This is a genomic window from Pseudomonas sp. NPDC089996 (assembly GCF_044748405.1).
Lineage (GTDB): Bacteria > Pseudomonadota > Gammaproteobacteria > Pseudomonadales > Pseudomonadaceae > Aquipseudomonas.
On the sequence record NZ_JBIVGA010000004.1, the window covers coordinates 387,351 to 412,062 of the forward strand.

Annotated in this window: 27 protein-coding genes; 14 read left to right on the plus strand and 13 right to left on the minus strand. The window is 63.0% G+C overall.

What is annotated here, in order from left to right; translation table 11 throughout:
* Window positions 1–212: 212 nt before the first annotated feature.
* The 3 genes from ACIPW4_RS09575 to rpmE form a co-directional block, all read right to left on the minus strand.
* Window positions 213–1,481, minus strand: a complete 1,269-nt coding sequence (locus ACIPW4_RS09575) for a malic enzyme-like NAD(P)-binding protein (RefSeq protein ID WP_400657034.1) — start codon at window positions 1,479–1,481, stop codon at window positions 213–215.
* A 179-nt stretch (window positions 1,482–1,660) separates the two neighbouring features.
* Window positions 1,661–2,482, minus strand: coding sequence for a thermonuclease family protein (locus tag ACIPW4_RS09580; protein WP_400657036.1), 822 nt, complete (start codon window positions 2,480–2,482; stop codon window positions 1,661–1,663).
* Window positions 2,483–2,484: 2 nt separating this feature from the next.
* Window positions 2,485–2,700 carry a 50S ribosomal protein L31 gene (gene rpmE / locus ACIPW4_RS09585; RefSeq protein ID WP_400657038.1) on the minus strand — a complete coding sequence of 72 codons (216 nt, stop codon included), beginning with the start codon at window positions 2,698–2,700 and terminating at the stop codon, window positions 2,485–2,487.
* Between the two features lie 167 nt (window positions 2,701–2,867).
* Here rpmE and ACIPW4_RS09590 point away from each other — a divergent pair, with 167 nt between their 5' ends.
* The 3 genes from ACIPW4_RS09590 to ACIPW4_RS09600 all read left to right on the plus strand — a co-directional run bounded on the left by ACIPW4_RS09590 (window position 2,868) and on the right by ACIPW4_RS09600 (window position 7,636).
* Window positions 2,868–5,087 carry a primosomal protein N' gene (locus tag ACIPW4_RS09590; protein ID WP_400657039.1) on the plus strand — a complete coding sequence of 740 codons (2,220 nt, stop codon included), beginning with the start codon at window positions 2,868–2,870 and terminating at the stop codon, window positions 5,085–5,087.
* Between the two features lie 109 nt (window positions 5,088–5,196).
* Window positions 5,197–6,933 carry an arginine--tRNA ligase gene (argS, locus tag ACIPW4_RS09595; protein ID WP_400657041.1) on the plus strand — a complete coding sequence of 579 codons (1,737 nt, stop codon included), beginning with the start codon at window positions 5,197–5,199 and terminating at the stop codon, window positions 6,931–6,933.
* Between the two features lies 1 nt (window position 6,934).
* The gene (locus ACIPW4_RS09600; RefSeq protein ID WP_400657043.1) at window positions 6,935–7,636 is read left to right on the plus strand and encodes an SPOR domain-containing protein; all 702 of its coding nucleotides are present in this window, start codon (window positions 6,935–6,937) and stop codon (window positions 7,634–7,636) included.
* Window positions 7,637–7,692: 56 nt separating this feature from the next.
* Here ACIPW4_RS09600 and ACIPW4_RS09605 read toward each other — a convergent pair whose 3' ends face one another.
* Window positions 7,693–8,112 carry an NINE protein gene (locus ACIPW4_RS09605; RefSeq protein ID WP_400657045.1) on the minus strand — a complete coding sequence of 140 codons (420 nt, stop codon included), beginning with the start codon at window positions 8,110–8,112 and terminating at the stop codon, window positions 7,693–7,695.
* A gap of 177 nt (window positions 8,113–8,289) precedes the next feature.
* Here ACIPW4_RS09605 and ACIPW4_RS09610 point away from each other — a divergent pair, with 177 nt between their 5' ends.
* Window positions 8,290–8,919 carry a C40 family peptidase gene (locus ACIPW4_RS09610; protein ID WP_400657046.1) on the plus strand — a complete coding sequence of 210 codons (630 nt, stop codon included), beginning with the start codon at window positions 8,290–8,292 and terminating at the stop codon, window positions 8,917–8,919.
* A gap of 113 nt (window positions 8,920–9,032) precedes the next feature.
* Here the strand turns inward: ACIPW4_RS09610 and ACIPW4_RS09615 are convergent, their stop codons facing one another.
* Complete coding sequence (locus tag ACIPW4_RS09615; protein ID WP_400657048.1) at window positions 9,033–10,031, minus strand: type IV pilus twitching motility protein PilT; 999 nt, start codon at window positions 10,029–10,031, stop codon at window positions 9,033–9,035.
* A 66-nt stretch (window positions 10,032–10,097) separates the two neighbouring features.
* Between ACIPW4_RS09615 and ACIPW4_RS09620 the strand changes: the two genes are divergently transcribed.
* The 9 genes from ACIPW4_RS09620 to ACIPW4_RS09660 all read left to right on the plus strand — a co-directional run bounded on the left by ACIPW4_RS09620 (window position 10,098) and on the right by ACIPW4_RS09660 (window position 16,656).
* Entirely contained in the window at window positions 10,098–10,784 is a 687-nt protein-coding gene (locus tag ACIPW4_RS09620; protein ID WP_400657049.1) for a YggS family pyridoxal phosphate-dependent enzyme, read from the plus strand.
* A 38-nt stretch (window positions 10,785–10,822) separates the two neighbouring features.
* Entirely contained in the window at window positions 10,823–11,641 is an 819-nt protein-coding gene (gene proC / locus ACIPW4_RS09625; protein WP_400657051.1) for a pyrroline-5-carboxylate reductase, read from the plus strand.
* A gap of 10 nt (window positions 11,642–11,651) precedes the next feature.
* Window positions 11,652–12,242: a YggT family protein gene (locus ACIPW4_RS09630; RefSeq protein WP_027920981.1), complete on the plus strand. Its 591-nt coding sequence runs from the start codon at window positions 11,652–11,654 to the stop codon at window positions 12,240–12,242.
* An 88-nt stretch (window positions 12,243–12,330) separates the two neighbouring features.
* Window positions 12,331–13,470 carry a homoserine O-acetyltransferase gene (locus tag ACIPW4_RS09635; protein WP_400657053.1) on the plus strand — a complete coding sequence of 380 codons (1,140 nt, stop codon included), beginning with the start codon at window positions 12,331–12,333 and terminating at the stop codon, window positions 13,468–13,470.
* Window positions 13,471–13,477: 7 nt separating this feature from the next.
* Window positions 13,478–14,098: a methionine biosynthesis protein MetW gene (gene metW / locus ACIPW4_RS09640; RefSeq protein WP_027920979.1), complete on the plus strand. Its 621-nt coding sequence runs from the start codon at window positions 13,478–13,480 to the stop codon at window positions 14,096–14,098.
* Between the two features lie 22 nt (window positions 14,099–14,120).
* The gene (locus ACIPW4_RS09645) at window positions 14,121–14,555 is read left to right on the plus strand and encodes a DUF4426 domain-containing protein (RefSeq protein ID WP_400657055.1); all 435 of its coding nucleotides are present in this window, start codon (window positions 14,121–14,123) and stop codon (window positions 14,553–14,555) included.
* A complete protein-coding gene (gene rdgB / locus ACIPW4_RS09650) occupies window positions 14,552–15,148 on the plus strand; it encodes an RdgB/HAM1 family non-canonical purine NTP pyrophosphatase (RefSeq protein ID WP_400657056.1) in 597 nt (198 codons plus the stop codon). The genes ACIPW4_RS09645 and rdgB overlap by 4 nt, the downstream gene beginning before the upstream one ends.
* Complete coding sequence (gene hemW, locus ACIPW4_RS09655; protein ID WP_400657059.1) at window positions 15,145–16,320, plus strand: radical SAM family heme chaperone HemW; 1,176 nt, start codon at window positions 15,145–15,147, stop codon at window positions 16,318–16,320. Before rdgB ends, hemW begins: the two co-directional genes overlap by 4 nt.
* 9 nt (window positions 16,321–16,329) lie before the next feature.
* Window positions 16,330–16,656: a DUF3392 family protein gene (locus ACIPW4_RS09660; RefSeq protein ID WP_186601822.1), complete on the plus strand. Its 327-nt coding sequence runs from the start codon at window positions 16,330–16,332 to the stop codon at window positions 16,654–16,656.
* A gap of 632 nt (window positions 16,657–17,288) precedes the next feature.
* Here the strand turns inward: ACIPW4_RS09660 and trmB are convergent.
* The 4 genes from trmB to ACIPW4_RS09680 all read right to left on the minus strand — a co-directional run bounded on the left by trmB (window position 17,289) and on the right by ACIPW4_RS09680 (window position 19,562).
* Window positions 17,289–18,011 carry a tRNA (guanosine(46)-N7)-methyltransferase TrmB gene (gene trmB, locus ACIPW4_RS09665; protein ID WP_103446094.1) on the minus strand — a complete coding sequence of 241 codons (723 nt, stop codon included), beginning with the start codon at window positions 18,009–18,011 and terminating at the stop codon, window positions 17,289–17,291.
* A gap of 9 nt (window positions 18,012–18,020) precedes the next feature.
* Complete coding sequence (locus ACIPW4_RS09670) at window positions 18,021–18,833, minus strand: thiazole synthase (RefSeq protein WP_232882985.1); 813 nt, start codon at window positions 18,831–18,833, stop codon at window positions 18,021–18,023.
* Between the two features lie 54 nt (window positions 18,834–18,887).
* The gene (thiS, locus tag ACIPW4_RS09675; protein WP_033696634.1) at window positions 18,888–19,088 is read right to left on the minus strand and encodes a sulfur carrier protein ThiS; all 201 of its coding nucleotides are present in this window, start codon (window positions 19,086–19,088) and stop codon (window positions 18,888–18,890) included.
* A gap of 102 nt (window positions 19,089–19,190) precedes the next feature.
* Window positions 19,191–19,562 (minus strand): DUF423 domain-containing protein, encoded by a 372-nt coding sequence (locus ACIPW4_RS09680; RefSeq protein WP_400657061.1) that lies wholly within the window; start codon window positions 19,560–19,562, stop codon window positions 19,191–19,193.
* A gap of 64 nt (window positions 19,563–19,626) precedes the next feature.
* On the opposite strand from ACIPW4_RS09680, the gene mtgA reads away from it, so the two are divergent.
* Entirely contained in the window at window positions 19,627–20,337 is a 711-nt protein-coding gene (gene mtgA / locus ACIPW4_RS09685; RefSeq protein ID WP_400657253.1) for a monofunctional biosynthetic peptidoglycan transglycosylase, read from the plus strand.
* Window positions 20,338–20,493: 156 nt separating this feature from the next.
* Here the strand turns inward: mtgA and rpoH are convergent, their stop codons facing one another.
* From rpoH to ftsY, 4 genes are all read right to left on the minus strand, one after another.
* Window positions 20,494–21,348, minus strand: coding sequence for an RNA polymerase sigma factor RpoH (rpoH, locus tag ACIPW4_RS09690; RefSeq protein WP_079230062.1), 855 nt, complete (start codon window positions 21,346–21,348; stop codon window positions 20,494–20,496).
* 111 nt (window positions 21,349–21,459) lie between these two features.
* Entirely contained in the window at window positions 21,460–22,488 is a 1,029-nt protein-coding gene (ftsX, locus tag ACIPW4_RS09695) for a permease-like cell division protein FtsX (protein ID WP_400657063.1), read from the minus strand.
* Complete coding sequence (gene ftsE / locus ACIPW4_RS09700; RefSeq protein ID WP_400657065.1) at window positions 22,485–23,156, minus strand: cell division ATP-binding protein FtsE; 672 nt, start codon at window positions 23,154–23,156, stop codon at window positions 22,485–22,487. The genes ftsX and ftsE overlap by 4 nt, the downstream gene beginning before the upstream one ends.
* A 2-nt stretch (window positions 23,157–23,158) precedes the next feature.
* Complete coding sequence (gene ftsY, locus ACIPW4_RS09705) at window positions 23,159–24,700, minus strand: signal recognition particle-docking protein FtsY (protein WP_400657067.1); 1,542 nt, start codon at window positions 24,698–24,700, stop codon at window positions 23,159–23,161.
* Between the last annotated feature and the right edge of the window lie 12 nt (window positions 24,701–24,712).

A 24,712-nucleotide genomic window follows, 5' to 3' on the forward strand; every position in this document is an offset into this window, starting at 1 on the left:
TAACGCCTTCTTTGCAGGAGCGGCCTCGTGTCGCGAAAGGGCCGCAGAGCGGTCCCCGCATTCTCTGCTCTGAGCATCAATCCTGGGGGCGCTGCGCACCCCTTTCGCGACACGAGGCCGCTCCTACAGAGGATCGCGTCAGCTGAAAAATCAGCAAACAAAAAGCCCCGGCTCTCGCGAGCCGGGGCTTTTTAGTGGCGCAGCGGCTGCAATCAGCCGTTGAACACTTCATCCACGCTGTTCAGCGGGTAGTGCTTCGGATATGGCAGGGTAGCCACGCCGGATTCGATGGCTGCCTTGGCCACTGCGTCGGAAACGACGGTGATCAGGCGAGCGTCCAGCGGCTTCGGAATGATGTACTCACGGCCGAATTCCAGAGCCTGCACGCCGTATGCGTCGCAAACTTCCTTCGGCACCGGCAGCTTGGCCAGGTCTTTCAGGGCGATGGCTGCAGCGATCTTCATTTCTTCGTTGATGCGCTTGGCGCGAACGTCCAGGGCACCACGGAAGATGAACGGGAAGCCCAGCACGTTGTTGACCTGGTTCGGGTAGTCGGAACGACCGGTCGCCATGATCACGTCGCTGCGAGTGGCGTGAGCCAGCTCTGGGGAAATTTCCGGGTCCGGGTTCGAGCAGGCGAACACGATCGGGTTGGCAGCCATCGACTTCAGGCCTTCCGGGCTCAGCAGGTTCGGGCCGGACAGGCCTACGAACACGTCGGCACCGTCCAGAGCATCAGCCAGGCTGCGCTTGTCGGTGGCGTGGGCGAACTGGGCCTTGTACTGGTTCAGGTCGTCGCGGCCAGCGTGGATGACGCCGCTGCGGTCGATCATGAAGATGTTCTCGACCTTGGCGCCCATGCTGACCAGCAGCTTCATGCAGGAGATGGCGGCAGCGCCGGCACCCAGGCAGACGATCTTGGCGTCTTCGAGCTTCTTGCCGGCGATTTCCAGGGCGTTGATCATGCCGGCCGCGGTGACGATCGCGGTGCCGTGCTGGTCATCGTGGAATACCGGAATGTCGCACTGCTCGATCAGGGTGCGTTCGATCTCGAAGCACTCTGGGGCCTTGATGTCTTCGAGGTTGATACCACCGAAGGTGATCGAGATGCGCTTGACGGTGTCGATGAATGCCTGTGGGCTTTCCGAGTCGACTTCGATGTCGAACACGTCGATACCGGCGAAACGCTTGAACAGAACGCCCTTGCCCTCCATCACTGGCTTGGAGGCCAGTGGGCCGAGGTCACCCAGACCAAGGATGGCGGTGCCATCGGAAATGACCGCGACCAGGTTGCCCTTGCCGGTGTATTTGTAGGCCAGCTCAGGATCACGGCCGATTTCGCGCACGGGTTCTGCAACGCCTGGGCTGTAGGCCAGGGCGAGATCACGGGCGGTGGCGGTGGGCTTGGAGAGCTCGACGCTCAGTTTCCCCGGACGAGGTTGAGCGTGGTATTCGAGAGCGGCGGTTTTCAGGTCTGACATGGTGGGCATTCCGCTATTTACTGTTCTGACGGACCGCCGAGGATACGCAAAGAGCCGGGGAGCCACAAGACTGGTCAGTCACTTGTGTCAAGGCCTTTGGCCTACGACTTTAAGCTATCACGCACGGGGGCATTCGACTGACAGTGTGTACAATCCAATAGCGAACTGTCTACATCTTTTCAGCCTGCAGTGCGCTCCAACATGCTCGGGTCGGTCAGCGGCAACACCCAGCGGCGCTGCCCTGGCTTAAGCCCTCCCTTGCGGGAACGATCCAGCACCCAGCCGCGCGCCTCGACCTGGCGTCCCTTGAGGTTAGCGAAGAAGCTGTCGGGAAAGATGCGTTGCAGACGAGCGGGAATCTGCAGCACCACGCTGTCGTCCAGTTCGAGCCAGGTGCCGCCACGATTGCGCTGGATGCCACGGACGGCGCCGGAGATGACGGCGAAGCCTGATCGATTCACGTTGGCTGCCTTGACTACCGGCGAATTGCGCCACAGCCCCGTCCGCGCGTCGCGAGCCACCTTTTCAGCCGCTTGCTGGCAGCCTGAGAGTCGCACATTGGGTACGAAAGCCACGCGAAAACCCAGCCCTTCGCTGAGCAGCTGTGCCTCGAGATTGTCGCCATTACGGCCATAGATGTTTGCCAGGGTCCGACCGTACCGGTCCTTGCCCTCGACACCCGGGACCAACCCTACCCGCCCGTCGCTGGCCTTGACCAATGCCTGCAGGCGCCGCCTGGCAGCCTCGGCGTAAGGCTCGCTGACGCGCCCCTTGCGCCCGATCTCGGGGGCATTGATGCCGATCATGCGCACGCTGCGACCGTCGGTCAGGCGCAGTGTGTCACCATCCACCACCTGGCGCACTGCCACCGGCTGCAGCTTCTCGGGCAACGGGCAGAAGGCCAGCGCCGGGATCTGCCAGATTGCGCCCACAAAAAAGGCGCCCACAAGGGGCGCCTTTTTCAGCAACAACGCGAAGCCCGAAGGATTCGCCATGCGCATGATTACTTCTTGGTACCGAACATACCGAAGCGATCGGCGAACTTCTGTACGCGACCACCGGTGTCCAGGACTTTCTGCTTACCGGTGTAGAACGGGTGGCACAGGTTGCAAACGTCGATCGCCAGGGTGCTGCCCAGGGTCGAACGAGATTCGAACTTGTTACCGCAGCTGCAGGTGACTGCAACTACTTCGTAGTTCGGGTGGATACCTTCTTTCATGGTCACTTCCTCGAGCTGCGTGCCGCCACCCAACACCAATTGTTGAATACCGCACGTAATTAGGCGGGGAATAATACCAGAGCACCACGCTAACGCAAGTTGTCGCTTGCACCGACCGTCGTCTGCTAGGCTCGCCAGTCTTTGAAGTGCCCTCCGAGACCTGCCGCGTGTCCGATGTCATCCTGCGCCTTGCCCTGCCCTCCCCGTTGCGCCGCCTGTTCGATTACAAGGCGCCAGCGAGCATGGCGCGCCAGGCGCTGACCCCAGGCATGCGCATCCGCGTACCGTTCGGGCGCCGCGAAATGATCGGGGTGCTGGTGGAAGTGTGCGCGCAGAGCGAAGTGCCAGCCGACAAGCTCAAGCCCGCCAGCGCTTTGCTCGACCCGGTTTCACCGATCCCGGCTTCACTGTTCAGGCTGTGCCTGTGGACCGCCCAGTACTACCAGCACAGCCTCGGCGACACCCTGAGCTGGGCGCTGCCCACGCTGCTGCGCCAGGGCGAAGCGGCCGAGATGCGCCAGGAGCGCTTCTGGCACGTGGCCCCCGGCGCACGCCTGGAAGACCCACGCATCGCCCGCGCCCCACGCCAGCGCGACGCCCTCAAGACCCTGGCCCAGCACCCGCACGGCGTGGCGCACAGCCTGCTGAGCAAGCTCAACCTGAACAAGGACAGCCTCGACCTGTTACTGGCCAAGGAGCTGGTGCAGCTGGAAGTACGCCGCCACCTGCCGGCGCATCGCCATGAACACTGGCTGGCACAGCCGGAATTGCCGCTCAATGAAGAACAGCGCGAGGCCTTCGACGCCGTGCGCGAGGGCTTTGGCGGCTTCGGTGCCTTCCTGCTGGCCGGCGTGACCGGTAGCGGCAAGACCGAAGTGTACCTGCAGCTGATCCGCGAAACCCTGGAAGCCGGCAAACAGGCGCTGGTGCTGATCCCCGAGATCAACCTCGGCCCGCAGACCCTGGCGCGCTTCGAGCAGCGCTTCAACGCCCGCATCGCCCTGGTGCATTCGGCCGTGAACGACCGCGAGCGCCTCGATGCCTGGCTGGCCGCCCGCGACGGCGAGGCCGACATCATCATCGGCACACGCTCGGCGCTGTTCACGCCGATGAAGAACCCCGGCCTGATCATCATCGACGAAGAGCACGATGGCTCCTACAAGCAGCAGGAAGGCCTGCGCTACCACGCCCGCGACCTGGCGCTGGTACGCGCCCACCAGGAAAACATCCCGATCCTGCTCGGCTCTGCCACGCCGTCGCTGGAAACCCTGCACAACGCGCTCGCCGGTCGCTATCGCCTGCTGCGCATGAATCAACGTGCTGGCGGCGCCCGCCCACCGCGCATGCTGCGCCTGGATGTGAAGAGCCTGCCGCTGGACAGCGGCATCAGCGGCCCGTTGCAGCAGGCCATCCGCCAGACCCTGGAGGCCGGCCAGCAAGTGCTGGTGTTCCTCAACCGCCGTGGTTTTGCCCCAACCTTGCTGTGCCACGACTGCGGCTGGCTGTCCGAATGCCCACGCTGTGATGCACGCATGACCGTGCACCAGCGCTCTGGCGTGCTGCGCTGCCACCACTGCGGCTATGACGAGCGTCTTCCGCACCAGTGCCCGCAATGCAACCACGTCGATCTGCGGCCTGTTGGCGCCGGCACCGAGCGCGCCGAAGAGCGCCTGAAAGTACTGTTCCCGGATTACCCGATCCTGCGCGTAGACCGCGACAGCACGGCGCGCAAGGACGCCATGCACAATTTGTTCACCACCATCCAGCGTGGCCAGCCAAGCATCCTCGTCGGCACCCAGATGCTGGCCAAGGGGCACCACTTCCCGCGGGTGACCCTGGTCGCCATCCTGGATGCCGATGGCGGGCTGTTCTCCGGCGACTTCCGCGCCAGCGAGCGCATGGCACAGCTGATCGTCCAGGTCGCTGGCCGGGCCGGGCGCGCCGAGGAGCCCGGCAAAGTGATCATCCAGACTCACCTGGCCGACCACCCGCTGCTGGTGCAACTGACCGAACAAGGTTACTTCGCCTTCGCCGAACAAGCCCTGGACGAGCGCCGCAATGCCGGGCTGCCACCGTTCTCCCACCTTGCCCTGCTGCGCGCCGAAGCACACAAGCCCGGCCAGGCCGAGGGCTTTCTCGATGAAGCCTGCGCCGCCGCCGAACGCCTGGTCGCCGAACAACGCCTGCCCGGCATCGAACTGCTGGGGCCGGTGCCTGCCCCCATGGAACGCCGCGCCGGTCGGTTCAGGGCGCAATTGTTGATTCAGGCCAATACCCGCGCCCCTTTGCATCGACTGATCAGCGCCTGGTTGCTAGTGTTGGAGCAACTTCCGAGCGGGCGCCAGGTACGCTGGTCGCTGGATGTCGACCCGGTCGATCTTTATTGAGCTTCTGCCCCCAAAGGTTGGCAACCCGCCCCCGGCAACGGATAATGCCCAGTTTTTCCACCTGCGCATCCAGGCGCTCCACCGCGCTTGCGGTCGAAAAGAGATTCCCATGAAAGACACCATTCGCCAGCTCATCCAGCAAGCCCTCACCCAACTCGTCACCGACGGTGTGTTGCCTGACGGGCTCTCGCCGGCGATCCAGGTGGAAAACGCCCGGGACAAGACCCACGGCGACTTCGCCAGCAACATCGCCATGATGCTGGCCAAGCCGGCCGGCATGAAACCGCGCGACCTGGCCGAAAAGCTGATCAACGCCCTGCCGGCCAGCGCCGACATCAGCAAGGTCGAGATCGCCGGCCCAGGCTTCCTGAACTTCTTCCAGAACACCGATGCCCTGGCCAGCCGCCTGGACGCCGCCCTCGCCGATGCCCACCTCGGCGCCCGCAAGGCGGGCCCTGCGCAGAAGGTGGTGATCGACATGTCGGCACCGAACCTGGCCAAGGAGATGCACGTCGGCCACCTGCGTTCGACCATCATCGGTGACAGCGTCGCCCGCGTGCTGGAATTCCTCGGTGACGACGTGATTCGCCAGAACCACGTGGGCGACTGGGGCACCCAGTTCGGCATGCTGCTGGCATACCTCGAAGAAAACCCGATCACCAGCGATGAGCTGTCGGACCTGGAAAACTTCTACCGCGCCGCCAAAAAGCGCTTTGACGAGTCCGAGGAATTCGCCACGCGCGCCCGCGGCCTGGTGGTCAAGTTGCAGGCCGGCGACCCGGAATGCATGGCCCTCTGGACGCGCTTCAAGGACATCTCGCTGTCGCACTGCCAGAAGACCTATGAACTGCTCAACGTCAAGCTGACCATGGCCGACGTAATGGGCGAAAGCGCCTACAACGCCGACCTGGCCAACGTGGTCGCCGACCTCAAGGCCAAGGGCCTGCTGGTCGAGGACCAGGGCGCGCAGTGCGTGTTCCTCGAAGAATTCAAGAACAGCGAAGGCGAGCCACTGCCGGTGATCGTGCAGAAGGCCGACGGCGGCTACCTGTACGCCACCACCGACCTGGCCGCCGTGCGCTACCGCAGCAACGTGCTCAAGGCCGACCGCGCTCTGTATTTCGTCGACCAACGCCAGGCCCTGCACTTCAACCAGGTGTTCGAAGTGGCCCGCCGCGCCGGCTTCGTCGGCCACCCGATGCAGATGGAGCACATGGGCTTCGGCACCATGAACGGTGCTGACGGTCGCCCGTTCAAGACCCGTGATGGTGGCACCGTCAAGCTGATCGACCTGCTCACCGAAGCCAAGGAGCGCGCCTACGCGCTGGTCAAGGACAAGAACCCGAGCCTGGCCGAAGAGGACCTGCGCCACATCGGTGAAGTGGTGGGCATCGGCGCGGTGAAATATGCCGACCTGTCCAAGCACCGCACCAGCGACTACAGCTTCAACTTCGAACTGATGCTCAACTTCGAAGGCAATACCGCGCCGTACCTGCTGTACGCCTACACCCGCGTGGCTGGCGTATTCCGCAAGCTGGGCAAGGGTTTCGACGAAGTCGACGGCAACATCGTGCTGCAGGCCGCTCACGAGCAGGACCTGGCCGCGCGCCTGGCCCAGTTCGGCGAGGTCCTCAACAGCGTCGCCGACAAGGGCACCCCGCACGTACTGTGCAGCTACCTGTACGACCTCGCCGGCCTGTTCTCGAGCTTCTACGAGAACTGCCCGATCCTCGCCGCCGAAACCCCGGAACAGCAGCAAAGCCGCCTGCGCCTGGCTGCCCTGACCGGTCGTACCCTCAAGCAAGGTCTGGAGCTGCTCGGCCTGGAAACCCTGGAGCGCATGTAAGTTGGCTGCCAAGAAAAAACCCGCTCCCAAACGCGGCGCCAGCCGTCAGACAGCCCCAGCCAAGCAGCCGATCCCTGGCTGGGTATGGCTGGCGGTCGGCCTGACGGTCGGTGCGTTCATCGTCTTCCTGATGAAGCTCGAACCCGGCGGCGGTGACATCAAACGCACCAAGCCCGAGCAGCAGAAGCCGGAGAAAGTGGCCGAGGCCGGCAAGTCGAGCGCGCCGGCAACGTCTCAGCAGCCGGTGAAGCCGAAGTACGACTTCTACACGCTGCTGCCGGAATCCGAGGTGATCGTGCCGCCTGAGGCCGTGCCGGAGAAAACGCCGCCAGTACCCGCGCAGCCAGTGACCCCGGTGACGCCGGCTGAAGCCGCGAAGATCGATACCGCGCGCGCCCAGGCCGCTCTGCTGGGGCAGACCCCGCCGCCAGCACCACCGGTGATCAAGCCGGCGGCGACCACGCAGTACTTCCTGCAGGCCGGCTCGTTCCGCAAGCAGGCCGACGCCGACAAGGTCCGCGCGCAGATCATCCTGCTCGGGCAGGTAGTCAAGGTAGAGTCCGGTACCGTCAAGGAAGAGACCTGGTACCGCGTACTCGTGGGACCGTTCAGCAACCGTGAGCAACTGACCGTGGCGCAGAAACAGCTGGCAGGAGCCGGGTTCAGCAATCTGCTACTGCAGCAGCGACAGACTCGCCAGTAACGAAAAAGGCCTTGCCGCACAGCGCGACAAGGCCTTTTTTGTCGGTGCCCGGCGCGCTATCGGCCGCGGGCGTTGGCTTCGGACACCTGGCCGTTCAAGGTCCAGAAGTCGTACAGCACACCGACCAGGAACAAGCCGCCGGTGAAGAAATAGATGATCGCCGAGATCCACTTGCCCTGATACAGGCGGTGCACGCCGAAAATGCCCAGGAAGGTCAGCAGGATCCAGGCAATGTTGTAGTCGATACGACCGGACTGAAAACGCATGTCCGCCTCACGGTCCATCGCTGGGATCAGGAACAGGTCGATCAGCCAGCCAATACCAAGCAGGCCCAGGGTAAAGAACCAGATCGTCCCGGTAATCGGCTTGCCGTAGTAGAAACGGTGGGAGCCAGTGAAGCCGAAGATCCATAGCAGGTAACCGATGACCTTGCTGTGGGTGTCGTGGTACGGCGCTCCCTGTTCATAACTGTTCATTCATAGCCCCTGTGGGTTATCCAAAAATTTTCTAAAAAAAAATGTGACTTTTGTCGTGCGGGCCGACGTACGGCAACATGACAATCGACCAACGGATCAGAAATTGATCAAAAAGCTGTTATAAAGTTGCGCGCCAACACTCAAAACCAAAATCAAAACTTCATAAGAGCTTCATCTATGCCGCCTTTGTTCAAGACATGGCTGACCCTCTGTCTATTATTGCCCCTGGCCGCCCACGCCACCAATCGTGAGCAACGTCTTCCCAATGGTTTCACCGGCTATACCAGCAACGCTGCGGTGAAACATGCGCCCGTCAAGCAGACGACCGTGCGCGCGCGCTCGAACTATTCGAGCAAGGACCATAATCTGCCTGCCGTTGCGGCGATGTCGCCCAAGCAGAGCAGCGATGTGCTCAGCCGCGCGGTCAACGTGCTCGGCACCCCCTATCGTTGGGGCGGCAGCAACCCGAAAAAAGGGTTCGACTGCAGCGGGCTGGTCAAGTATGCGTTCAACGACGTGGCAGACGTCGACCTGCCGCGTACGTCCAACGCCATGGCCCAGGGCCACGGTGTGAAAGTGGCCAAGACCGACCTCAAGCCTGGCGATCTGATCTTCTTCAATATCAAGAGCCGTCGGGTCAACCACGTTGCAATCTACCTGGGCAACGACCGCTTCATCCATGCGCCACGTACCGGCAAGCGGGTGAGCATCGACAACCTGAGCAAGCCGTACTGGCAAAAGCATTATGTGGTGGCCAAGCGGGTGCTGCCGAAAGAGCAGCAACAGCTGAGCCTGGCCAAACGGTAAACCCGTTTCGGCCTCTTCGCGGGCACGCCCGCTCCCACAGGTACGCCACAGCTTTCGAAGCCTGTGCTGCCCCTGTGGGAGCGGGCGTGCCCGCGAAAGGGCCAGTACAGGCGCTAGAGATCGCTGATCAAGCCCTTCTCCCTCAGCTGCTGCATCGCCCCCTCCATTGTCCGCATCCCCTCTGCCCCACCGGCCTGCATCACCGAACACAACTGCGCCATCCGCCCCTCGCGGACGAGATTGCGCACCGCCGGCGTCGCCACCAGCACCTCGCGCGCTGCCACCCGGCCACCGCCCATGCGCTTGACCAGCACCTGCGCCACCACCAGACGCAGCGACTCCGCCAGCATCGCCCGCACCAGCGGCTTTTCCTCCGCCGCAAACACCTCGACCAGCCGATCAATGCTGCCGGCCGCTGACCGTGTATGCACCGTGGCCAGCACCAGATGCCCCGTCTCTGCCGCACGCAATGCCAGGCGTATGGTTTCCAGATCACGCAACTCGCCGATCATGATCACATCCGGGTCCTGACGCAGGGCACTGCGCAGCCCTTGGGCAAAGTCTCGACAATGCCTGCCGATCTCACGCTGGTTGACCAGGCTGCATTGGCGACTGTGGATAACTTCAATGGGATCTTCGAGAGTGATGATATGCAGCGCCCGATCAAGATTGAGGCGGTCGATCAGCGCTGCCAGGGTGCACGACTTGCCGCTGCCTGTCGGGCCACCCACCAGCACCAGCCCATCCGCGTGCTGGGCAACGGCTTGAAACACTTCTTCAAGATCGAGATCATCGACACTGGCAATACGTTCAGGAATCACACGAAACGCGGCTGCCAGGCCATTTAGCTGCCGAAACAGGTTCAGACGAAAACGCCCCAGCGTTGGCAGTTCCAGCGCCAGATCCAGTTCATCGCCGTGCAGCCACTGCTGGCACTGGCCTTCATCGAGCAGCGCAGTCAGTGCATCGCTCAACACTGCTGTGGTCATGCCCGGCATTTCCATGCGCCGCAACTCGCCATCCACACGCAGCATTGGTACTTCGCCCGCAGCCAGATGCAGGTCGCTTGCCCCTGCATCCAAGGCCAGGGCCAATAGGTCGGTCACGTCCATGAGACTCCCCAATAGCCATCAAGCAGGTAGAATGCCGAAGATCTCCAGAGCCGACGGCATCAGTCCATGTCCACCATAGCAGACAACCTTTCCGCCCTCGTCGCCCGCATCCACCATGCAGCCAAGGCTGCCGGGCGCGACTCGGCCAGCGTCCAGCTGCTGGCCGTGAGCAAGACCAAGCCGGCCGCCGCCATTCGTGAAATCCACGCCGCCGGGGTGTGTGATGTCGGTGAAAACTACCTGCAGGAAGCCCTGGCCAAGCAGGAAGAACTGCGCGACTTGCCCTTGATCTGGCACTTCATCGGCCCCATTCAGTCGAACAAGACCAAAGCCATTGCCGAACATTTCGACTGGGTACACTCCGTGGACCGCCTGAAGATCGCCCAACGCCTGTCCGAACAGCGCCCTGCGAGCCTGGCGCCGCTGAACATCTGTCTGCAGGTGAACGTCAGCGGCGAAGACAGCAAGTCCGGCTGCGCACCAGCCGACCTACCGGCACTGGCCAAGGCCGTGGCGGCACTTCCGAACCTGCGCCTGCGCGGGCTGATGGCGATCCCCGAGCCGACCGAAGACCGCACTGCGCAAGAGGCCGCCTTCGCCAGCCTGCGCCAGCTTCAGGAAAGCCTGGGCCTGGGCCTGGACACCCTGTCGATGGGCATGAGCCACGACCTGGAAGCTGCCATCGCCCAGGGAGCGACCTGGGTACGTATCGGTACCGCCCTGTTCGGCGCTCGCAATTATGGCCCCCTCTGATTCCATGCTTTACTCACTCTTTCCCTCAAGGACCTGACATGAGCAAGACTCGTATTGCCTTTATCGGCGCCGGCAACATGGCCGCCAGCCTGATCGGCGGCCTGCGTGCCCAGGGCCTGGACGCGGCACAGATCCGTGCCAGCGACCCCGGTGTCGAGACCCGTACCCGCGTCCAGGCTGAACACGGCATCGAGGTATTCGAAGACAACGCCCAGGCCATTGCAGGTGCCGACGTGGTCGTGCTGGCCGTGAAACCGCAGGTCATGAAGGCCGTGTGCGAGGCGCTGAAGCCGAACCTGAAAGCCGGCCAGCTGATCGTCTCGATCGCCGCAGGCATCACCTGCTCCAGCCTCCAGACCTGGCTCGGCGCCATTCCGGTGGTGCGCTGCATGCCCAACACGCCGGCGCTTTTGCGCCAGGGCGTCAGCGGCCTGTACGCCACCGCCGAAGTGTCTGCCGAGCAACGCCAACAGGCCGAACAACTGCTGTCGGCTGTCGGCACCGCACTGTGGCTGGAGCAGGAGCAGCAACTGGACGCCGTAACTGCGGTATCAGGCAGCGGCCCGGCCTACTTCTTCCTGCTGATCGAAGCCATGACTGCTGCTGGTGAAAAGCTTGGCCTGCCACGCGAAACCGCCTCGCAGCTGACCCTGCAAACCGCCCTGGGCGCCGCGCACATGGCCGTGGCCAGCGATGTCGATGCCGCAGAGCTGCGCCGCCGCGTCACTTCGCCAGCCGGCACCACCGAGGCGGCGATCAAGTCGTTCCAGGGCAATGGCTTCGAAGCCATTGTCGAGCAGGCGCTGGAAGCGGCGTCGAAGCGTTCCGCCGAGCTGGCCGAACAACTGGGCAAATAAGGAGCTGTTGATGAATGCACTGTCCGGCGCCGCGATCTTCGTGGTGCAAACCCTGGTCAGCCTGTACCTGGTGATCGTCCTGCTGCGCTTCGTGCTGCAACTGGTCAAGGCCAACTTCTACAACCCGCTGAGCCAGTTCGCCGTGCGCGCGACCCAGCCGCTGCTCAAGCCGATCCGCCGGGTGATCCCCAGCATCGGCGGCCTCGACACTTCGTCGCTGCTGCTGGCGATCGTCATTCAGGCGCTGCTGATGGGCTTCGTGCTGATGGTCACCTACGGCACCTTCGGCGACGTCCTGCACCTGCTGATGTGGGCCATCATCGGTATCACCTCGCTGTTCCTGAAGATCTTCTGGGTGGCGATGATCGTCATGGTGATCGTTTCCTGGGTCGCACCGAACAGCCACAATCCGGCTGCCGAGCTGGCCTGGCAGATCAGCGAACCGGTGCTGGCACCGTTCCGCCGCATCGTGCCCAACCTGGGCGGCATGGACATCTCGCCGATCTTCGCTTTCCTGGCGATACAGGTAATCCAATCGTTCGTCATGCCGCCGCTGGCCGCCTACGCAGGCATGCCACAGGAACTGTGGCGGATGATCTGATCCCACTTACCCCCAGCGGCAAGCCTTTGCTTGCCGCTGGGGGGAGTGCTCTTTAGACTTACGCCTCCGTCAAGCGTGAGCAGGGTCGATGTCCACTGTCCTTCCCGAAGATTCCGTCGGTCTGGTTACACCGCAAATTGCCCGGTTCGATGAACCGCTGGCCCTGGCCTGTGGCCGTTCGCTGAACAGCTACGAGCTGGTCTACGAAACCTATGGCACCCTGAACGCCAGCGCGAGCAATGCCGTGCTGATCTGCCATGCCCTGTCTGGCCACCACCATGCCGCTGGCTACCATGCCGCCACCGACCGCAAGCCGGGCTGGTGGGACAGCTGCATCGGCCCCGGCAAACCGATCGATACCAACCGCTTCTTCGTGGTCAGCCTGAACAACCTCGGCGGCTGCAATGGCAGCACCGGCCCGAGTAGCATCAACCCGGCCACCGGCAAGCCTTATGGCGCCGATTTCCCGGTGCTGACTGTCGAGGACTGGGTGCACAGCCAGGCGCGCCTGGCCGATCGCCTGGGCATCCAGCAGTGGGCGGCTATCGTGGGTGGCAGCCTGGGCGGCATGCAGGCCCTGCAGTGGACCATGACTTACCCCGATCGCGTGCGCCACTGCGTGGATATCGCCTCGGCACCCAAGCTGTCAGCTCAGAATATCGCCTTCAATGAAGTGGCACGCCAGGCCATCCTCACCGACCCCGAGTTCCACGGCGGTTCGTTCCAGGACCAGGGCGTGATCCCCAAGCGCGGCCTGATGCTGGCACGCATGGTCGGCCACATTACTTACCTGTCCGACGACTCGATGGGTGAGAAATTCGGCCGCGAGCTGAAGAGCGACAAGCTCAACTACGACTTCCACAGCGTCGAATTCCAGGTCGAAAGCTACCTGCGCTATCAGGGCGAGGAGTTTTCCGGCCGTTTCGACGCCAACACCTACCTGCTGATGACCAAGGCCCTGGACTATTTCGACCCGGCCGCAGCCAATGGCGGCGACCTGGCCGCCACCCTGGGCCACGTCACGGCGGACTACTGCATCATGTCGTTCACCACCGACTGGCGCTTCTCGCCAGCCCGCTCGCGGGAGATCGTCGATGCCTTGATGGCGGCGCGCAAGAACGTCTGTTATCTGGAGATCGACTCACCTTACGGGCACGATGCCTTCCTGATTCCCACGCCTCGCTACATGCAGGGTTTCGCGAACTACATGAACCGCATCGCCATCTGAGGACAGCATGAGAGCCGATCTGGAAATCATCCACGAGTGGATTCCCGCCGGCAGCCGGGTACTCGACCTGGGCTGCGGCAATGGCGAGCTGCTGGCCTCGCTGCGTGACCGCAAGCAGGTCACCGGCTATGGCCTGGAGATCGACGCCGACAATATCGCCGCGTGCGTGGCCAAGGGCGTCAACGTCATCGAACAGGACCTCGACAAGGGCCTGGGCAACTTTGCCAGCAACAGCTTCGATGTGGTGATCATGACCCAGGCCCTGCAGGCCGTGGAATACCCTGACCGCATCCTCGACGAGATGCTGCGGGTGGGGCGCCAGTGCATCATCACCTTCCCCAACTTCGGCCATTGGCGCTGCCGCTGGTACCTGGCCACCAAAGGCCGCATGCCAGTGTCGGACTTCATGCCCTACACCTGGTACAACACGCCGAACATCCATTTCTGCACCTTTGCCGACTTCGAAGAGCTGTGCCATGAACGCCGTGCCAAGGTGCTTGACCGCCTCGCCGTCGACCATCTGCACCGTAACGGGTGGGGTGGGCGGCTATGGCCTAATCTTCTAGGTGAAATCGGCATCTATCGCGTCAGCAGCCCGGGCTTGCAGGAGCACCAACTGGCGGTCTGACGCCTACCGGAGGATCCGCACCATGCGTCGCCTAGCCCTGTTCCTGATCAGCCTGTGCCTGGCCCTGCCAGTGATGGCTGCCGATGCCGCCCGCCCCGAGCGCAAGGAAGTCTTCGGCGACGTGACGGTGCATTACAGCGCCTTCACCTCAAGCATGCTGCAACCGGACATCGCCGCTGCCACCGGGCTCAACCGCAGCAAGAACCAAGGCGTGCTCAACATCGCCGTGCTCAAGGCCGACAAGCCCGCCATGGCGGTGGTCAGCGGCACCGTGAAAGACCTGACCGGGCGTACCAGCCCGTTGTCGTTCAAACAGATAACCGACCAAGGCGCGGTGTACTACATCGCCCAGTTCAAGATCGAGCAGGCCGAAACCCTGACCTTCGACCTCAATGTCGAAAGCGGCGGAATCAGCCATCAACTCAGTTTCAACCAGGAAGTGTTCCCAGGCGAATGATGAATTTCCAGCAACTCGTATTGGCCAGCCACAATGCCGGCAAACTCAAGGAACTCCAGGCCATGCTCGGCCAGTCCGTGCAGTTGCGTTCGATCGGCGAGTTCAGCCTGGTCGAGCCCGAAGAGACCGGCCTGTCGTTCGTCGAAAACGCCATTCTCAAGGCCCGCAACGCCGCGCGCATCTCGGGCTTGCCGGCGCTGGCCGACGACTCCGGCCTGGCGGTGGACTTCCTCGGTGGCGCGCCGGGCATCTATTCGGCGCGCTATGCCGACGGCAAGGGTGACGCGGCGAACAACGCCAAACTGCTCGAAGCCCTGAAGGACGTGCCGCCAGAGCAGCGCGGCGCCCAGTTCGTCTGCGTACTGGCCCTGGTGCGCCACGCCGATGACCCACTGCCGATCCTTTGCGAAGGCCTGTGGCACGGCAGCATCCTGTTCGAGGCCAGCGGCGAGCACGGCTTCGGCTACGACCCGCTGTTCTGGGTGCCGGAGCGCAAGTGCTCGAGCGCCGACCTCGCCCCTGTGGACAAGAACCAGCTCAGCCACCGCGCCCGCGCCATGGCGCTGCTGCGTCAACGTCTGGGCCTGGCATGATCGCAACGCTGTCCGAAGCCGGGTCGGTGGCGTTCAGCCGCCTGCCGCCGCTGGCGCTGTACATCCACATTCCGTGGTGTGTGCGCAAATGCCCTTACTGCGATTTCAACTCCCACGCCGCCGGGCCTGAGCTGCCGGAAGAGGCCTACGTCGGCGCCCTGTTGACCGACCTCGACCTGGAACTGTCCGCCGTGCAGGGCCGGACCTTGTCGTCGATCTTCTTCGGCGGTGGTACACCGAGCCTGTTCAGTGCCAACGCCCTGGGCCGCCTGCTGCGCGGCGTGGAGCAGCGTATCCCGTTCGCAGCAGACATCGAGATCACCCTCGAAGCTAACCCGGGTACGTTCGAGCAAGAGAAGTTCAAAGCCTACCGGCAGACGGGTATCAACCGCCTGTCCATCGGTGTGCAGAGTTTCCAGCCGGCCAAACTGGAGGCGCTGGGGCGCATCCACAATGGCGACGAAGCGATCCGTGCCGCTGGCATGGCTCGCGCGGCGGGCTTCGACAACTTCAACATGGACCTGATGCACGGCCTGCCCGATCAGTCGCTGGACGAAGCCCTGGGCGATCTGCGCCAGGCAATCGACCTGGGGCCGACGCACCTGTCGTGGTACCAGCTGACCGTCGAACCGAACACGGTGTTCTGGAACCAGCCGCCGGAGCTGCCCGAGGACGATATCCTCTGGGACATCCAGGAAGCCGGCCAGGCGCTGATGTCGGCCAACGGCTTCAGGCAGTATGAAGTTTCGGCATACGCCCAGGCGAACCGGGCCGCCCGGCACAACCTCAACTACTGGCGCTTCGGAGACTTCATCGGCATCGGTGCCGGTGCACACGGCAAGCTGACCTTTGCCGATGGCCGCATCCTGCGTACCTGGAAGACCCGTCTGCCCAAGGATTACCTGAACCTGGCCAAGCCATTCAAGGCTGGTGAGAAGCTGTTGCCGGTCGATGAACTGCCGTTCGAATTCCTGATGAACGCCCTGCGCCTCACCGATGGCGTGGAAGCCGAGCTGTTCACCCAGCGCACCGGGCTGCCCCTGGCGCAGCTGGCCGAAGCCCGCCGCGCGGCCGAACAAAAGGGCCTTTTGCAGGTCGAACCGGATCGACTGGCGGCCACGCCGCGCGGCCAGCTGTTCCTCAACGACCTGCTGCAGTATTTCTTGACCTAAGGATGACCCATGGATCTGGTACTTGATCTGCTCGCCACAGTTTCCCGCTGGAGCCGCAGCAACCTTTCGGAGATATCCCTGGCCCTGGTAGGCTGCCTGCTGGTGCTGTTCGGCACCGACATCAAAGGCTGGGTGGACCAGCGGCTGGGTGCCCTGGCGGGTGCGCTGCGAGTGCCGGTGATGGCTGCCCTGGTGATGATCGGCAGTGGTGCGGCGCTGATCTACGCCACGCCTTGGGTGGTGAAGGGGTTGGCGCAGTTCAATAACTATGCGCTGGCGCCGGTGTTGCTGGTGGTGCTGGTGTTGATTGGCGTGGTGGCTGATCGCCGCGGATGAGCCTGCTAAAAGCTGCCCCGGAGAACCAGGGCAGCCCTACCACCTGACTAGCCCTTACTGGGCATCATCGAAGTGATCGCGCATGAAGTCTCGAACGGTCTTGATCACAGTCAAGATCCGGATGAGCTTCCAGACGCGGCTCAGCGCATCAAGCAAACGCTTCATATGCCTTGGCCTCCGTGTTGGCGGGCCAATCTTCCAGCATCTAACCGGCGCTTCGATGCCTTCGAAAACTGTACGAATGTTTTCGGTGAAGTGGCCAGGTAAATGGCCCTTCGAGCAGAGTCACCGGCACGGTTCTCAGGCCGTGTCGAAGGGGCCGGAAAGCAGAATTCTTCTCCTACCCGGCCCATCACCGATACTTATCCACACAGGAGCAGCGCGATCATACTTGGGATGCACTGCCAAAGCTGTTAGTAGCTCCGACACACATGATGCTGGATATTGCTGATCATTGACGCGCCATCTGAGGCTGCCTATGATCAGCTGACTGTGCGAATGTTTTCGGTGAAGCCTCTGAGCGAAGGATACTCAGTCCTATCGCTCCCATAAAAAAACCGCTCTTATCAGAGCGGTTTTTTTTCACTTGTATTTCTACAGGCCTCAGCAAATCGAAAGGCCCAATCCGCCAATCAATCTACCTTCTCAAACTTCAAATCCCATACCCCATGCCCCAGCCGCTCGCCACGGCGTTCGAACTTGGTGATCGGGCGCTCTTCCGGGCGCGGCACGTAAGTACCGTCTTCAGCACGGTTGCGATAGCCCGGGGCGGCGCTCATCACTTCCAGCATGTACTCGGCATACGGCTCCCAGTCAGTCGCCATGTGGAACACGCCACCGGGCTTGAGCTTGCGGCGCACCAGCTCAGCGAACTCCAACTGGACGATGCGGCGCTTGTGGTGACGCGCCTTGTGCCATGGGTCAGGGAAGAACAACATCAGGCGGTCGAGACTGTTGTCGGCGACGCAGCGGTTGAGCACTTCGATGGCGTCGCAGTCGTACACCCGCAGATTCTTCAGGCCCTGGGTCAGCACGCCGTTAAGGAGCGCACCGACACCCGGACGGTGCACTTCTACACCGATGAAGTCCTGTTCAGGCGCGGCAGCGGCCATTTCCAGCAGGGAATGGCCCATGCCGAAGCCGATCTCCAGGGTACGCGGCGCCGAACGGCCGAACACCTGGTCGTAGTCCACCGGGCTGTCGGCCAGCGGCAGGATGAACTGCGGGCCGCCCTGGTCGAGGCCGCGTTGCTGGCCTTCGGTCATGCGCCCGGCGCGCATCACGAAACTTTTGATGCGGCGGTGTGGGCGCTGGTCGCCGTCGGCGGAGATCGGCGTATCTTGCGAGTCAGTCATCAGGGGCTCTTACTTGATCAGACCATCCAGCGGCGAAGAGGCGCTGGCATAAAGTTTTTTCGGCATGCGGCCGGCCAGGTAGGCCATGCGGCCAGCAAGGATGGCGTGCTTCATGGCCTCGGCCATCAGCACCGGCTGCTGGGCGTGGGCGATGGCCGAGTTCATCAGCACCGCTTCACAGCCCATTTCCATGGCGATGGTGGCATCGGAAGCGGTACCGACGCCGGCATCGACCAGCACCGGCACCTTGGACTCTTCCAGAATGATCTGCAGGTTGTACGGGTTGCAGATGCCCAGGCCAGTGCCGATCAGGCCGGCCAGCGGCATCACCGCGATGCAGCCGGCTTCGGCCAGCTGGCGCGCAATGATCGGATCGTCGCTGGTGTAGACCATCACGTCGAACCCTTCCTTGACCAGCACTTCGGCGGCCTTGAGGGTTTCGATCACATTAGGGAACAGGGTTTTCTGGTCGGCCAGCACTTCCAGCTTCACCAGGGTGCGCGACTCGTGGGACTTGCGGCCATCGAGCAGCTCACGGGCCAGGCGGCAGGTACGTACCGCCTCGACAGCGTCAAAGCAACCTGCCGTGTTTGGCAAGATGGTGTACTTGTCGGGCGAAAGCACGTCGAGCAGGTTCGGCTCGCCCGCATTCTGGCCAAGGTTGGTCCGGCGCACGGCCACGGTGACGATCTCGGCGCCCGAGGCCTCGGTGGCCAGGCGGGTTTCTTCCATGTCACGGTACTTGCCGGTGCCGACCAGCAGGCGCGACTGGAAAGTGCGCCCGGCCAGGATGAAGGGCTTGTCGCTACGAACGTTGCTCATCGTTGTTCCTCGGAAAAAGATTGCTGGGCTTGCAGGTGAATCGCCGGGCCGGGCTCAGCCGCCGCCGATGGCGTGGACCACTTCGACCTGGTCGCCTTCGTTCAGCTGTGTGCTGTCGTGCTGGCTACGCGGCACGATATCCAGGTTGAGTTCCACCGCCACCCGGCGCCCGGTCAGTTCCAGGCGGGTCAGCAGGGCCGCGACGCTTTCGCCAGCGGGCAATTCGTAAGGTTCACCGTTCAGTTGAATGCGCATGCGCACGGCCACCATCGTTCTTTGGGGCCCGCATTCTAGCGCCGATCCACGCACGAACCCAAGGGCGCTGCGCGCCATTAGTCGCGATTGTGGACCGCTTGGTCAGCCCAGGCGCCAGGCTGCCAGGCCCAGGCACAGCCAGCCGGCAAGGAAGCACAGGCCGCCGATGGGGGTGATGATGCCCAGCTTGCCCAGGCCGCTGAGGGTCAGCAGGTACAGGCTACCGGAGAACAGCACGATGCCCACGGCGAACAGCCCGCCGGCCCAGCCGACCAGGCGCCCAGGCAGGTGCGCCGAGAGCACGGCGACACCAAGGATCGCCAGGGCATGCACCAGTTGATAGGTCACCCCGGTGTGGAAAATGGCCAGGTAATCGGCGGTCAGGCGGTTCTTCAGCCCATGTGCGGCGAACGCACCCAGGGCAACGCCGGTACAACCGAAAAAGGCAGCAAGCATGAGGAAGCTGCGAAGCATGGGACGACTCCTTGTATCGGGTCTGTATAATGGCCCGTTCCACCGGTCCGGCCAAGCCATCGCCATGCTGTCATCCATTCTCCGTCGCCTCACCCGCGCCCTGCTCTGGTTCGCTGCCGGCAGCATCGTGCTGGTGCTGGTGTTTCGCTGGGTGCCTCCTCCGGGTACGGCACTGATGGTCGAGCGAAAGGTGCAGTCATGGGTGAGTGGCGAACCGATCGACCTGCAACGCGACTGGGTACCGTGGGATAACATCTCCGACCAGCTCAAGGTTGCGGTGATCGCCGGTGAAGACCAGAAGTTCGCCAGCCATTGGGGCTTCGACATTCCGGCCATCCAGGCGGCGCTGGCCTACAACGAGCGCGGTGGCAGCATTCGGGGTGCCAGCACCCTGACCCAGCAAGTGGCCAAGAACCTGTTCCTGTGGTCGGGCCGCAGCTATTTCCGCAAGGGTCTGGAGGCCTGGTTCACTGCGCTGATCGAGCTGTTCTGGTCGAAGGAGCGGATTCTCGAGGTCTATCTGAACAGCGCCGAGTGGGGCAAGGGCGTGTTTGGGGCCCAGGCTGCGGCGCGTTATCACTTTGGCGTCGATGCCAGCCGACTTACCCGCCAGCAGGCCGCGCAACTCGCCGCAGTACTGCCAAGCCCGATCAAATGGAGTGCCAGCCGACCCAGCGCCTATGTGGCCAGCCGGGCCGGATGGATTCGCCGGCAAATGAGTCAGCTGGGCGGGCCCAGCTACCTGATGCAACTCGACAACTCGCACCGGCTTTGATGGCCTCTTCGCGGGCATCCCACAGGGTCAGCACTGTCTCCGAGGCCTGTGCAGTACTTGTGGGAGCGGGCTTGCCCGCGAAGAGGCCATCAAATACAGCACAAAAAAGCCGCTCACCCTCACGGGTCAGCGGCTTTTCAATTCAGGCCGGCTTGATCAGATGGTGATCAGTGCCTTGACCTTGTTCATCGCATTTTTCTCCAGCTGGCGAATCCGCTCAGCCGAAACGCTGTACTTGTCAGCCAGCTCATGCAACGTGGCCTTTTCTTCCGCCAACCAGCGTTGGTAGAGAATATCGCGACTGCGGTCATCCAGGCCTTGCAGCGCTTCGTGCAGGTTGCTGGTGGAGTTGTCGCTCCAGTCGGCATCCTCCAGCTGCACAGCCGGGTCGTAGCGGTGGTCTTCCAGATAATGCGCAGGCGACTGGAATGCACTGTCGTCATCCGCTTCCGCTGCCGGGTCGAAGGCCATGTCCTGGCCACTCAGGCGGCTTTCCATCTCACGTACTTCACGTGGCTCGACGCCGAGGCTTTCCGCCACACGATGCACTTCGTCGTTGTTCAGCCAGGCCAGACGCTTCTTCTGGCTGCGCAGGTTGAAGAACAGCTTGCGCTGAGCCTTGGTGGTCGCGACCTTGACGATGCGCCAGTTGCGCAGGATGAATTCGTGAATCTCTGCCTTGATCCAGTGCACGGCGAAGGATACCAGGCGCACACCCATTTCCGGGTTGAAGCGCTTGACCGCCTTCATCAGGCCGACGTTGCCTTCCTGGATCAGGTCGGCCTGGGCCAGCCCGTAGCCTGCATAGCTACGGGCGATATGTACGACGAAACGCAGGTGGGCCATCACCATTTGCCGAGCGGCCTCGAGATCCTGCTCATAATAGAGACGCTCGGCCAGATCACGCTCCTGCTCGACAGACAACAGCGGGATACTGTTGACCGTGTGCACGTAGGCTTCCAGGTTTGCACCGGGTACCAGGGCATAGGCAGGTTGCAACGATGTGGTCATTCAAGAACCTCCGACTTACAAAACTCGCGCCTTGTGGGCGCTGCCAACATTGACCCGGAACGACCGTACAAGTTCCATCGTGAAGAAAATGTCAATGCTGGCACGTAAAAACTATCGCGGCGCCAGCTCGTTCAAATGGCGGGCGACTGCGATCCATGCACCGATATACCCCAACAGCACCGCTCCGATCAAGAGCGACAGACCATCGGATGCAGGCACCCCGCCCAGGGCGAAGTCACTGCCATACAGCCCGGACAGCCCTACCACGGCCTCGTTCAGCCAGTTCAGGCCAAACGCCAGGATCGCCCAGGCCAGCACGCCCGCACCCAGGCCATACAAGGCGCCCATGTACAGGAAAGGCCGGCGGACGTAGCTGTCGGTGCCACCTACCAGCTTGATCACTTCGATCTCGACGCGGCGGTTTTCGATATGTAGACGAATTGTGTTACCGATTACTAACAGCAGCGCAGAAATCAGCATCACCGCCAGGCCGAAGACAAACCGGTCACCCAGTTTGAGGATCGCCGCCAGGCGCTCCACCCAAACCAGATCCAGCTGCGCATTCTCTACCCTTGGCAGTTCCGACAGGCGTTGACGCAGGGCTTCCAGGGCCGGCTTGTCGACTTCGCTCGGGGTCACCACCACGACACCGGGCAACGGGTTGTCGGGCAGTTCGCGCAGTGCCTCGCCCAGCCCGGACTGCTGCTGGAATTCTTCCAGGGCCTGCCCGGGGCTGACGTACTGGGCGTCGGCGACACCCGGCATGCTCTTGATGTCGTCACGCAGGGCTTCACCCTGCTGGCTGCCGGCATCGAGCTTGAGGTACAGCGAAATCTGCGCAGCGCGCTGCCAGGAGCCACCCAGCACCTCGATATTCTTCAACAGCAGCGACAGGCCCATGGGCATGCTCAGAGCCACTGCCATCACCAGGCAGGTGAAGAAGCTACCGATCGGCTGCTTGCCCAGGCGCCGCAGGCTGTCGGCCAGGCTGGCGCGATGGCTTTCCAGCCAGGCGTGCAGCAGGGTACGGAAGTCCGGGCCGTCGTCTTCGTTGTCACCGCCTTTTTTCTTGGCCGGCTGCGGATCGGCCGCCTTTGGTGCAACGCGCTCGGAAACCTTTGGTGTACGTGTAGTGCTCATTGCCCGGCCTCCCCATCGCCGATCAGACGGCCGCGCTGCAGGGTCAGCATGCGGTGGCGCATGCGCGCAATCAATGCCAGGTCGTGACTGGCGATCAGAACCGTGGTGCCCAGGCGGTTGATGTCTTCGAACACGCCCATGATCTCTGCGGCCAGGCGCGGGTCGAGGTTACCGGTGGGTTCATCCGCCAGCAGCAGGGCCGGCTGATGGACGATGGCGCGGGCGATACCGACCCGCTGCTGCTGGCCGGTGGACAGGTCGGCCGGGTACAGCTCGCCCTTGTCGGACAGCGAAACGCGCTCCAGCGCCGAATCCACGCGTTTGACGATCTCGGCCTTGGACAAGCCCAGAATCTGCAGTGGCAGGGCGATGTTGTTGAACACCGTGCGGTCGAACAGCAACTGGTGGTTCTGGAACACCACGCCGATCTGCCGGCGCAGGAACGGGATCTGCGCATTGCTGATCTGGCCCAGGTCCTGCCCGGCCAGCATCAGCTTGCCGCTGGTCGGGCGTTCCATGGCCAGCAGCAGGCGCAGCAAGGTGCTCTTGCCCGCGCCCGAATGCCCGGTGACGAACAGGAACTCGCCCCGGCGCGCCCGGAAACTCAGCTCATGCAAGCCGACATGGCCGTTAGGGTAGCGCTTGGCAACCTGTTCGAATCGGATCATGGTCAGTCTCGCTCGGCGAACAGAGCCTTGACGAACGGCTCGGCTTCGAAAGTGCGCAGGTCGTCGATGCCTTCACCGACGCCGATGAAGCGGATCGGGATGTTGAACTGCTTGGCCAGGGCGAAGATCACCCCGCCTTTGGCAGTGCCGTCCAGCTTGGTCAGGGCCAGGCCGGTCAGTTCGACGCTCTGGTTGAAGTACTTGGCCTGGCTGATGGCGTTTTGCCCGGTGCCGGCGTCGAGCACCAGCAGCACCTCGTGCGGCGCCTCGGCGTCGAGCTTGCCGATCACCCGACGGACCTTCTTCAGCTCTTCCATCAGGTTGTCTTTGGTGTGCAGGCGGCCGGCGGTGTCGGCGATCAGCACGTCGACACCACGGGCCTTGGCAGCCTGCACGGCGTCGAAGATCACCGAGGCGGAATCGGCGCCGGTGTGCTGAGCGATGACCGGGATCTGGTTGCGCTCGCCCCAGACCTGCAACTGCTCGACGGCGGCGGCGCGGAAGGTATCGCCGGCAGCCAGCATGACTTTCTTGCCTTCCAGCTGCAGCTTCTTGGCCAGCTTGCCGATGGTGGTGGTCTTGCCAGCACCGTTCACGCCAACCACCAGAATCACGTAGGGTTTGTTCTGCGCTTCGACCTTCAGCGGTTGCTCGACCGGGCGCAGCATGGCGGCGAGTTCGTCCTGCAACGACTTGTACAGCGCCTCGGCATCGGCCAGCTGCTTGCGGGCGACCTTCTGGGTCAGGTTCTGGACGATGGCCGAGGTGGCTTCGACGCCGACGTCGGCAGTCAGCAGGCGGGTTTCGATCTCATCGAGCAGGTCGTCATCAATGACCTTCTTGCCCATGAACAAGCTGGCCATGCCCTCGCCGATGCTGGCGCTGGTCTTCGACAGGCCCTGCTTGAGGCGGGCGAAGAAACCGGGCTTGGATTGTCCGGCGGCAACGACTGGGACTGACGCTGGCTCTGACTCTGGCGCGACGACGGGGGCAGGAGCCGCGACCACAACTTCTGGCGCTGGGCGCTCAGGGATGATGGGCGGCGCCTTAGGCTCAAGATCAGGAACCAAAGCCACCGGCTCTTCAGCAACCGGCAGTACCAGGTTGCTCACTGGGGCTGCGTGTTCGACGACCGGCGCAACCTCGACCGGCGCTGCTTGCAGCGCAGTGGAAGCAACAGGTTCTGCCGCGGGCGCAACCAGTGGCTGCGAGGCGATTGGGTCGGGCTCCGGTGCCTGAAGTGGCTGGGAAGCCACGGGCTGCTCTTGCGGAACCGATACTTCAGGCGCCGGAATGGGTTCCGGGACCTGCTGCAGCTCCACTTGGGCAGGCACCACCGGCGCCTGGACCGGTTCAGCAGCCTGTGGCGCGCTGGCGGCAGAATCCTCGACCGGAGCGGCTACAGGTTGCTCGACGGCGTGGGTTTCGTTCGCGGGCACGCCCGCTCCCACAGGTTGCTGCGGCTTCTTGCGAAACCAGCTGAACAGGCCTTTTTTCTCGCCAGCCTCGGCCGGCGCTTTTTTGTCGTCGTTGGAACCAAACATGGAAGACGGCTA